Raw genomic sequence first — 9,591 nt, forward strand, 5'->3', positions numbered from 1 at the left:
CTCAAAATCCATATGTAGCACCACAAAACCCATACACAACTCAACCACAACAACCGCAATACCAACAACAAATGTATCAACCAAACTACGACGCACGTGTCTCACCACCTAAACCATCAACAATAGATCCAACTCAACCACAAATTTTACCGCCTGGACCAACACTAGACATTACACAACCACAAATATTGCCACCTGGACCAATTACTGAACCAACACAACAACAAATTCAACAAGTTGTCGGTACACAGTTTTTACCTTTCAAGAAACCCGTACTAGATTTCGTAAAACCATGGGTAGATTACGGTTTAAATGAAGCAAAACATACATCACATGAACACTCATTAACAGAAGTTGCTGCGATTATGTTTTTAGTTGGTAAAGGCTTCAATCCGACGATCGCACATTATATCGTTGAATCTTGGGAGAAGAATGAACAGTTTTAGAATTGTTTATTTGATAAAATATAAAAAACACAAAAGTGCCAAACCCCTTATACCACAAGGGTTTTGGCACTTTTTAATATATAAAACAAATTTTATTGAAATAATTATTTTTATAGATTTTCATACTTTTTTATATAGTACGTGAACATATACAGTACAAAATTACACCTTTGTATACACATTTTTAGAAACATCTTACGTTTATCAAACAATAACCAAAAGACGTACCTGCAACCTCATCATATAAATAATAGATATTAAAAAGAGGACACTATAAGCGCCCTCTTCCTTAGGTTTTAAATATGTTCTCCATGATCCATAAACACTTCAATTGCTTCGTTTTGTGGTATGTCTTTTACATTAGTAAGACCAAAAGTAAAAACAGCGGATAACATCATCATTAATAAGATTGCTTTTTTCATTTTAGCGCCCTTCTTTCTATGCTCTTTTTGTCTGCATCTAAAGCGATGTGCAAATACTTGCTTGCTTTTCTGTGATTTTCTGAACCATAGAATCTTTCACCTAAAAGAGAAGCATATTCTTTTACCCAATCATATAATTCTTCTTTTTCAAAATACGAAATACCTTCTATAACCACATTTTCTAATTCTTCTTGCGGTACATAGTTATGTACTGCTTTTAAAATTCGGAAATGATGACGATAACATAAGTCGCTAATCTTATAGCCATTCTCAATATATTCATTAGCGATATGACTATAACCTAACTTAAAATGTTCTCTTGCTAAAAGAAACATAGTTTTAGCGTTATTTTCTAATGAATCCTCTAAGTGTTTAATTGCTAACTCTGGCATGTTTTGACTTGCGTATAAAAGTCCTAAATTATGCTTAACTCGTTTAATAAGAAGTTCATCATTAGATTTTTGGAAGGTACCTAGTGCTGAAAGTAAATATTCCTCTGCACTTTCGAATTCATTTAGTCGAATGTGTGCCATTCCTAAAGTATTTAAGCATGCTGCAGTTTTTAATTCATACCCTGGACTAATTGAAAATACTTCATTCGCCTTTGTAGCAAATTGAACTGCTAGGATTGGTTTTAATACGTGATAGTAATGGACTGCAAGCCAATAATTAAATTCAGCTTTTTCAATTTCATCATGCATGTACTCTAAAAACGTTTCAGCTTTTTCAAATTGCATTCTTGCTTCACTATGGTTTGCTTTATTAATAGCGTAAATTGCTTTAAATAAATGATGATAGTACTCTAAAAATGTTTCTGTAGACTCTGGTAAAGGCTCGATTTTGTCCAGAATATCTTTTGTACTATCCATATCCCGAATTAGCAGTTTATACCGGGCATTCAATAAAGCGTAGTAGACTAATATTGTTTGGTCTTCCTTAATATTATTGATTTTATTTGCAATATCTTCTTTTATTTTCTGAGACTGTAATACACGTTGTGAAATCATAGCTTGATACCATTCGTTTAATAATTTTGTGATTTCTTCTTTAGAAATAATGTCAACACTCATCTACTTCTACCCCCTTTTGTTAAATGTTATCATGACATGCTTGTTTGCATAAATAAGTTTTTGAATATTCTAACTTGAAAAAATTATTTTTGAATATTCATGTTAACAAAATGGTCCCTTTTCAAACCTTAAAAAAGAACACATGTTTGTAGCGGAGTTAAAAAAACAAAAGTGAGGTATTACATCATGGAATATAACAGCTTTCCTGTAGTACGTGGAAGAGGTATGGTGAAATGGAATCCGTTTGCTTCAATACCGGAGCAATACGAGGAAATACATAGAATGTTTGAGGAACAATATAAAGTACCTAAACCTTTTTTAACACAAGATACTATGGAACGAATAGAAAGAGCGTTAATGCAATCTTTTCATGAGGAAGAAGAAATACATATCTCATACTATCGTGATGGAATGGTGCAAGACATGTACATAAATGTATTACATATTGAACCGATGACGAAAACTATATATTGTACAGATGCCTTTGGTTTGAATACTAAGTTTAAGTTTGATGAATTGGTGAATATAAATTAAAAGAAGCCGCCCGACAGGACTGAAGTGCACCCCAATTGTTAGACACAGCCTAACAATTGGGGTGCACTTCACATATATAGGTGGCTTTTGTACGACAAAAAAAAGAGCTCTGCTATACAGCAGAGCAAAAGAAAAATATATAACCCTATAAAAATAATACAAATTATTGATACTTTCAAAAGACGAAATTTAAATTTCCATCACAATAATAGCTATGTTTAAGTATGAAACATTCTACCTTCACTATAGCTATGAATATTCTTATTTTAGAATTCCATAGTATCCAAATAGCTCTTTGAGAAATACCTCAATACCGAACTTCTTCAAAGAATCTTTTCTTTGTTCAAAGAGAAGTTCTAAAACTTTTTTCTTATCTTTGTCTCTTCCATAATGAATCAACCTATGACAGTTCGGACATATACTAACTATATTTCCAACAATATCTAAACTATTTTCAAAATCAATTCATTTATACGATTAATTGTGTAAGAATTATGATGTGTGATTTCTCCTAATTCCTTGTACTGCCTTACGTTTTTTTCCATTTCACAATTACAACATTATTTTTTTGTAACTGTTTAAATTGCTCTTGTGTTTCAAAGTTTACAAAATTCATATCAATTCCCCTTTGTATGAAAATGAAATTTCTATAATAAAACTTTATAAGCTTTATATATCCATTCTTCATCTTTGTCTTCTTCCACATAAAAGATTTCTATTTTTATTTCCATACCATTTTCCATTAAAACGTGCGCTTCATATTTCCCATCTACATAACTAGCACAATCAATATTGTCTGCTACTATTTCTCTCCATTTATCAGGTAAACTATCATAAAAACGTTCAATGGCCGCTACTAAAACTAAATCTTCTAAATGAGCAGTTTTAAGGTTGTTTATTTTTAAAAACATCAAAAATGCCAAATCCCTTATATCACAAAGGATTTGGCATTTTTAAGTATCTAGAACACGCGCTAAATTTAAGGAGAAATTAACAGACATGAGTCCGGTATAATGCCGTGTCCACACCCAAGGATCGGTTACATAAAATAACGTATCTAACCTGGGAAGTCTATTAGCTTTTTCCCTTATAGTAACGCTCTCTTCTACTAAGACCTTTTCTTTCTAGGGCCTACAATTAATTTAATCGCTGTTCTCTCTTCATTATTGATAGAAATCTCTTGAAACGCTGGAACAAAAGCTAAGTCAATACCACTTGGAGCGACGAACCCTCTTGCAATCGCAATTGCTTTAATCGCTTGATTTATAGCTCCAGCCCCAATCGCTTGAATTTCCACATTACCACTTGTTCTTAGTACTCCTGCTATTGCACCTGCGACTGAATTTGGGCTTGATTTTGAAGATACCTTTAATATATTTTCCATGTAAGTTGCTCCTTCTATTATTTAATCTCTCTTTCGTTACAATTTTAAATATTTTAGCGTATCTTTAATTACTATTCACACCAAAAACAAATGATGCTTCATATGTACATTATTCTATATTTTCTGACTTTTTCCTGCTCAGCTACGCAAATAAAAGATAAACTGAATAGCCTAATATACATACAGTTAAATATCATAACTTCACCAAATGATAACATCCATACAGCTAAAGGTAATATTTCTGTTTTGTCAGACTAAATAAATATAGTAAAGTGAAATTTTAATGAGTGGGGGTTTAATTCATCCCCCACCTAACTTCTTTGCTTTCGCTGAATTTTTAGATGGGAGTCTTACTGCTCGGAAAATAGTGGGATAAACGTTTCCTCGTTACTTCAATCTATTTAGAAATTCCATTTATTTTTCTATCAAATTATAAACCTTATCATCTTCAAAAGGTGTTACAGGTAATACCCAAATACTACACTTCATCATTTGACCACTTTATATTCCAAATCTATTTCCTTTTATAGTACAAGCATACACGCCAATTGTGATTCATCTTCATAAACTACTATGTGGTTTAAATTTATTAAGAATAGGAGGTAATATTTTGGGTTCATACTATCATTCTTCAAACTCGTATAAAAAATGCTCATGCAAATCTTCTTCCAGTTCAAATAAAAAATGTTCATGTGACCATTCACATAAACGAAGCTGTCCTGCATACGGAACTTTTTGGCAAACTGAATTTATAACTGTTCCTTTTGGAGATCCTTTTCCATTTAATCACGTTGGACCTTTAGCAGGAGGTGTTTTCTTACTAAATCCTACTACTATACACTTTAGACAAGCTGGTGATTATAGAGTTTCGTTCATTTCCAGTATTAATACTACTTTAAATCCTGTATTTCCACATATCCCAGTCATAACTATATTTTTAAATAACAATCCACTTGCTAATAGTCAAGGTGACTTCGCTATTCAAATGAATACTTCATCAAATAACGAATGTCTTCAACTCGTTGGCGAAACAATTGTTACAGTGCCTGCTAATTCAACTCTTCAACTTAGAAATAATAGTGGTTTTAATCGTCAAAGTATTGTAACTTGTGACAATGGTATAAATTCAGTTGAATTAACAGTTACAAAACTAAGTTAAAATTATTTCTTCACATTCAGATGCTATTTCAGCATCTTTTTTTATTGAATAACAGTTTTTTCAACTTTTATTATCTCTCCCCACATAAAAAAGTGCAGAATTCTTTCTAACACAAGATTTCTGCACTTTTTATTATACTTATTTATTCTTCCTTATTTCTCTACATAAACCGACTTAACAATCGTACGATTATATGGTTTTCCTTCTTTATTCATCCCTTTTATATCCATCGTAACGTTATATACTCCCGGTTGTTTTATATCTTTCAAAGCACCTGTAAATGTATTCGTATTAACATTTTGTAATTCATTAAATTCAGAGACTAACTTACCTTCTTTATTAACGACTCTTACTGTTATGGAAAGATCCCCTTTCATTTCAGGTGCTACAGGTGATTTTTTCAGTTTATACTCAGGTTGATTTATTTTAACTTTTGTAGGCATTCGAAGAACAAATGGTGCGTCATCCTTGTAATCGCTTACAACTAAATATGCATCTTTCGACTGCTTCGCCATCATTTTGATTTTCCATTCGCCTACTTCTAATTTATCAAACTTAAACGTTCTAATTGTCGCCCCATTAAAAAAAGATTCGCCTTCACCAGTAGTTATAGCGCTATCTTTATTTGCATAGATTTTTCCTTTTGGAGATACCATTTGTACTTCTACATCAGAAGAAGCAGTTAGTATAGAAACGATTCCTTCCGCTTTTTTATCAACTGTAACGGTTTGCTCTATCCACTGATTTTGTGGTAATTCGCCTCCTAAAATATTTTGATTTGAAGTTGTATTTAATTGTTCTAGATCTCCATTTGAACTAGTGCTGGATGCTACTAAAGCTGGTAATCCCACATTTGTCGTACGTAAATATGGTTCAATTCGTGCAAAAACAGCTGATCCTTTTCTTATATTGTCATGATCAAATCTGGAATCTGTAAATAAATGTGTACCGTACGATAGCTTCGCACTCCATTCATTTACTAGTCCATCATTTGAACCGTACGATGATAAATATAACCCACCCATAGATAATGCAGAAAATGTTGGCCCCCAGCTAGTTCCAGTAGCCGTATAGTAACGGTTTAATTTAGCTGCTGGGTTGTTATCTATTATTGAACGAAACTTTGCCATTTCACCTATTTGTAACGAATACGTACCATCATCTTTTTGACCTAATATAGAAGCAAGCCACCCTGCCCACCAACTATATGACAAATCTGCTAAATTTGAGCCGTGATGCGGTGTAGCAAGTGTAATAACATTTCCAACAAATCGATTCGCACCATATTCAACTAATGCGGCTTGTGTATCAATACCACCTTTACTATGCGCTACAATATTAACTTTTTTACCGAAATGATTATATATTTCTTCAAGTTTTTGTGCTAACAACTTTCCGTTATCCCACTGACTAGCCGAACCTTTCCCTGCAGCATCATACAATTGTATAAACACTGTTTGATAGCCTGCTTTTAAAGCATAATCATACATATCATTTATATCATGATATACTGTCTTTCCATACCAACTATCAGCATTACCATTTCTTCCTTGTACAAAGAGAATTGGCGGTTTATTCTCATCATAATTAGCAGGTTTTTGGCCTAAAAACCATTCTCCAGGTGTGAATACTTCTGTATCAGGAAACCCCTTTCCAAGCTCTTTTATAACTTCTGCCTGTACATTTGTGCTAATCGTTGGAGCCATGATAAAAAATACAATTAGTAAGGCCACACATCTTCTCATCAGTCGCATATTACTCCCCCTATTTTTTTGAAAGAAGGTGTTCTTTATAATATTTTATATTTTCCCTTCCTTAATAATAGCTAATCTTTTATTTTTAAAAGATGTTAACCCTATTTTTAGAAGGTTACTAGTTGTATACCCTCTTCCTTAACTCTCGTTATTCTCTTTGTTTCTACCTCTTCCTTTTGATAGAATACGACAAAAAAGTTTCTCAATAATTGTTACCTTCGCTACACCCAGATATTTTTTAAATCATTATTGTTTATATAAAGCATACAAATCTTGAAAAAATTTTAGTAAAAAAACATTTTATTACTAGTTAGTTATTTAAAAATATAATAAAGATATGTACTTTCTTTTCATTAAATACAAACTAATTTTAAAGGAGCTTGTATTATAAGACTTTCCTACGATTAAAAATTAAACTGAAATTTCCGAATAGAAAATCATATTTCCAGAAACATATATTATGATAATTTCTGCACACTTGAATTAACTTTTTAGAAGTACTAACCTATCGGTGAACAGAAGAAAATTCTGTAAAAAGAAAGGAGAATACTTTATGATGACCAAATTACAAAAGGAGTTTTTTAAACGCTTAGAAATTCCTGCAAAAGAAATAACATTTGATGATTTAGATGAAATTCTCTTGAAAATGGGAATGATTCTCCCCTATGAAAATCTTGATATTATGGCTGGTACTATTAAAAATATCTCAAAAGATAACTTAATAGAAAAGTTACTTATTCAAAAACGAGGTGGACTTTGTTATGAATTAAACTCCCTATTGTATTATTTTTTAATTGATTGTGGGTTTCAAGTATACAAAGTAGCCGGTACTGTTTATGACCTTTACGATAATAAATGGAAACCCGATGATGGTCATGTCATTATCATATTAAGTCATGAGGATAAAGATTATGTTGTGGATGCAGGTTTTGCATCTCATCTCCCTTTACATCCAGTCCCTTTTAACGGAGAAGTCATCTCCTCTCAAACAGGAGAATATCGAATTCGTAAGCGAAATACTCGAAAAGGTACGCATATTTTAGAAATGAGAAAAGGAGCTAACGGGGAATCTACAAGTTTCTTACAGTCTGAACCTTCAAACGAATGGAAAATAGGCTATGCTTTCACTGTAGATCCAATAGATGAGAAAAAAGTGAATAAGATTCAAAAAGTGATTGTAGAGCATAAAGAATCTCCTTTTAATAAAGGAGCTATCACTTGTAAATTAACTACTTATGGTCACATATCATTAACAAATAAAAATTATACAGAAACCTTTAAAGGCACCAAAAATAAACGACCAATAGAATCTAAAGATTATGCTCGCATTCTTCGTGACTCTTTTGGAATAACGCAAGAGAAATATGTAGGAAAAACACTAGAAAGAGGCTAGTTGACTACAAGTATTTCATAATAAAGCAGATTCTATATTTAGAATCTGCTTTATTTTATATTTTGTTATAAATTAATTTAATTTTGTTGTTACCCTTTAATTTTCAATTATATACTCATCATCATATTTATCGTATTGTAGCCCTTTCCCTATCTTTGACTCCGTAACTTGATCTTTTAAAAACGGTGCAGCATCCATTTTACTAGTTGCAATTTCAATTCCATATTTTTTCGTTAAATGAGCTAACTCTATTAAAAACCACTCTCTTCGCAATGTAACTGGAATATCCAATGTTTTTCTTTTCATATATAATAGCACCTCTTTTATTTTCATAGCTTAAAAATATCACTGGATGCACTTATTAAAACTACCTTTCACCGCTAACATCCAATGAAACATTATAGTATATGCATGTCCATTTCAAACGTGCTATCACAAATATGATATTTAAGTTTACATAATTATATTATGTAATAGTAGAAAAGGAAGGCATGTCCCTTCCCCTTCTACTATAGAGATTTAAATTAAGAACATCTTGGTACACCTAAAGCTAAAAATAAACCTGCTACTCCCGCAGTAATCGGTACTTTTAACGTAATAACATCATCTACCTTCGTTACTAAAAAGTAAGCATTACCTTCTTGTAATATACAAGTTACCAACAATTGAAATTCCATTCAAATCTCCTCCTTTCAATCGATATACTATAATTTATGAAATCTCTTTCAAAAAGTAATAGGAAATATATCCATTTTTCCTTATATATAAAATAAATGTTTATAAGTCTATTAAAAATATTAATTTTCTAAATTTATACAAACCGTGTAATATCCAATAAACTCCTATATAATCAATAAGAAGAATCTTACAAATGGAGGTATGAAAATGTCGATTTTAAGTAATATTGGTGCAGCTTTATTTTTTATTGCTTTTATTCTTTTAATCTTATGTATCATTTCATTCTTTAAGAAAAATGGAAAAGCAAAACAATATGGACGTCCTACCGTTATTCTTTTTATGATTTCTATTATATTAATAACGGCCGGTACAACAAAATCGGAACACCCCGTCGTCGAGTTTTTTTCTACTTTAAGTTTCATTCTATTTATATTCTTCCTTGTTCTAGCAATCTTATCTGTTATTAAGAAAACAGGTGTAGCGAAAAAACAATTTATTATTACAGCTGTATTATTTGTCATTTTTGTTGCGTTATTAGGTATTTCAGCTCCTTCTTCTGAAAAAACGACAGCAACTAGTACAAAAGTTGCCTCTAATAATGAAGAGCCAAAAGATAGCGAACAGAAAAAAGAGCTAGAAAAGAAAGAGGCAGACGAAAAAACTCAAAAGCAAGAAGATGAGAAGCGTCTAGCCGAAGAACAAGCTCGTAAGCAAGAGGATGAAAAACGTCAGGCTGATGAACAAGCTCGTA

At 31.8% G+C, this 9,591-nt stretch carries 11 protein-coding genes and 1 pseudogene; 5 read left to right on the forward strand and 7 right to left on the reverse strand.

Annotated features, from left to right (window positions below; translation table 11 throughout):
* Positions 1 to 446 (forward strand): annotated as a pseudogene (locus HMPREF2590_RS03390) (hypothetical protein); the annotation flags it as partial.
* A 296-nt stretch (positions 447 to 742) separates the two neighbouring features.
* Here the strand turns inward: HMPREF2590_RS03390 and HMPREF2590_RS03395 are convergent.
* The gene (locus tag HMPREF2590_RS03395) at positions 743 to 868 is read right to left on the reverse strand and encodes a hypothetical protein (RefSeq protein ID WP_000709202.1); all 126 of its coding nucleotides are present in this window, start codon (positions 866 to 868) and stop codon (positions 743 to 745) included.
* Entirely contained in the window at positions 865 to 1,938 is a 1,074-nt protein-coding gene (locus tag HMPREF2590_RS03400; RefSeq protein ID WP_000109862.1) for a response regulator aspartate phosphatase, read from the reverse strand. Before HMPREF2590_RS03400 ends, HMPREF2590_RS03395 begins: the two co-directional genes overlap by 4 nt.
* A gap of 186 nt (positions 1,939 to 2,124) precedes the next feature.
* Here HMPREF2590_RS03400 and HMPREF2590_RS03405 point away from each other — a divergent pair, with 186 nt between their 5' ends.
* Positions 2,125 to 2,472 (forward strand): YolD-like family protein, encoded by a 348-nt coding sequence (locus tag HMPREF2590_RS03405; protein WP_000456233.1) that lies wholly within the window; start codon positions 2,125 to 2,127, stop codon positions 2,470 to 2,472.
* A gap of 647 nt (positions 2,473 to 3,119) precedes the next feature.
* Here HMPREF2590_RS03405 and HMPREF2590_RS03415 read toward each other — a convergent pair.
* Both HMPREF2590_RS03415 and HMPREF2590_RS03420 read right to left on the reverse strand, forming a co-directional pair.
* On the reverse strand, positions 3,120 to 3,383 hold the full coding sequence (locus HMPREF2590_RS03415; protein WP_000478848.1) for a hypothetical protein: 264 nt from the start codon (positions 3,381 to 3,383) through the stop codon (positions 3,120 to 3,122).
* 197 nt (positions 3,384 to 3,580) lie between these two features.
* Entirely contained in the window at positions 3,581 to 3,856 is a 276-nt protein-coding gene (locus HMPREF2590_RS03420) for a stage V sporulation protein S (protein WP_000427801.1), read from the reverse strand.
* 610 nt (positions 3,857 to 4,466) lie between these two features.
* Between HMPREF2590_RS03420 and HMPREF2590_RS03425 the strand changes: the two genes are divergently transcribed.
* Positions 4,467 to 5,015 (forward strand): hypothetical protein, encoded by a 549-nt coding sequence (locus HMPREF2590_RS03425; RefSeq protein ID WP_000536151.1) that lies wholly within the window; start codon positions 4,467 to 4,469, stop codon positions 5,013 to 5,015.
* Between the two features lie 152 nt (positions 5,016 to 5,167).
* On the opposite strand, the gene HMPREF2590_RS03430 is transcribed toward HMPREF2590_RS03425, so the two are convergent.
* A complete protein-coding gene (locus HMPREF2590_RS03430; protein WP_001238692.1) occupies positions 5,168 to 6,769 on the reverse strand; it encodes an esterase/lipase family protein in 1,602 nt (533 codons plus the stop codon).
* A gap of 553 nt (positions 6,770 to 7,322) precedes the next feature.
* On the opposite strand from HMPREF2590_RS03430, the gene HMPREF2590_RS03435 reads away from it, so the two are divergent.
* Complete coding sequence (locus HMPREF2590_RS03435; RefSeq protein ID WP_000988427.1) at positions 7,323 to 8,162, forward strand: arylamine N-acetyltransferase family protein; 840 nt, start codon at positions 7,323 to 7,325, stop codon at positions 8,160 to 8,162.
* Positions 8,163 to 8,258: 96 nt separating this feature from the next.
* On the opposite strand, the gene HMPREF2590_RS03440 is transcribed toward HMPREF2590_RS03435, so the two are convergent.
* Together HMPREF2590_RS03440 and exsG are read right to left on the reverse strand one after the other, a co-directional pair.
* Positions 8,259 to 8,468, reverse strand: a complete 210-nt coding sequence (locus HMPREF2590_RS03440) for a hypothetical protein (RefSeq protein ID WP_000824205.1) — start codon at positions 8,466 to 8,468, stop codon at positions 8,259 to 8,261.
* Between the two features lie 218 nt (positions 8,469 to 8,686).
* On the reverse strand, positions 8,687 to 8,839 hold the full coding sequence (gene exsG / locus HMPREF2590_RS03445) for an exosporium protein ExsG (protein ID WP_000395679.1): 153 nt from the start codon (positions 8,837 to 8,839) through the stop codon (positions 8,687 to 8,689).
* 208 nt (positions 8,840 to 9,047) lie between these two features.
* Here exsG and HMPREF2590_RS03450 point away from each other — a divergent pair.
* Positions 9,048 to 9,591 (forward strand): YfhO family protein (locus HMPREF2590_RS03450; RefSeq protein WP_000025807.1); only part of this gene is annotated, 544 nt, incomplete at its 3' end.

Source organism: Bacillus sp. HMSC036E02 (assembly GCF_001836235.1).
In the GTDB taxonomy this organism is placed as follows: Bacteria; Bacillota; Bacilli; order Bacillales; family Bacillaceae_G; genus Bacillus_A; species Bacillus_A cereus.

Excerpts from the sequence above, each read along its gene's own strand:
- HMPREF2590_RS03415 (WP_000478848.1), bottom strand. The coding sequence starts at position 3,383 with ATGTTTTTAAAAATAAACAACCTTAAAACTGCTCATTTAGAAGATTTA.
- HMPREF2590_RS03435 (WP_000988427.1), top strand. The coding sequence starts at position 7,323 with ATGATGACCAAATTACAAAAGGAGTTTTTTAAACGCTTAGAAATTCCT.
- exsG (WP_000395679.1), bottom strand. The coding sequence starts at position 8,839 with ATGGAATTTCAATTGTTGGTAACTTGTATATTACAAGAAGGTAATGCT.
- HMPREF2590_RS03395 (WP_000709202.1), bottom strand. The coding sequence starts at position 868 with ATGAAAAAAGCAATCTTATTAATGATGATGTTATCCGCTGTTTTTACT.
- HMPREF2590_RS03400 (WP_000109862.1), bottom strand. The coding sequence starts at position 1,938 with ATGAGTGTTGACATTATTTCTAAAGAAGAAATCACAAAATTATTAAAC.
- HMPREF2590_RS03430 (WP_001238692.1), bottom strand. The coding sequence starts at position 6,769 with ATGCGACTGATGAGAAGATGTGTGGCCTTACTAATTGTATTTTTTATC.
- HMPREF2590_RS03405 (WP_000456233.1), top strand. The coding sequence starts at position 2,125 with ATGGAATATAACAGCTTTCCTGTAGTACGTGGAAGAGGTATGGTGAAA.
- HMPREF2590_RS03420 (WP_000427801.1), bottom strand. The coding sequence starts at position 3,856 with ATGGAAAATATATTAAAGGTATCTTCAAAATCAAGCCCAAATTCAGTC.
- HMPREF2590_RS03440 (WP_000824205.1), bottom strand. The coding sequence starts at position 8,468 with ATGAAAAGAAAAACATTGGATATTCCAGTTACATTGCGAAGAGAGTGG.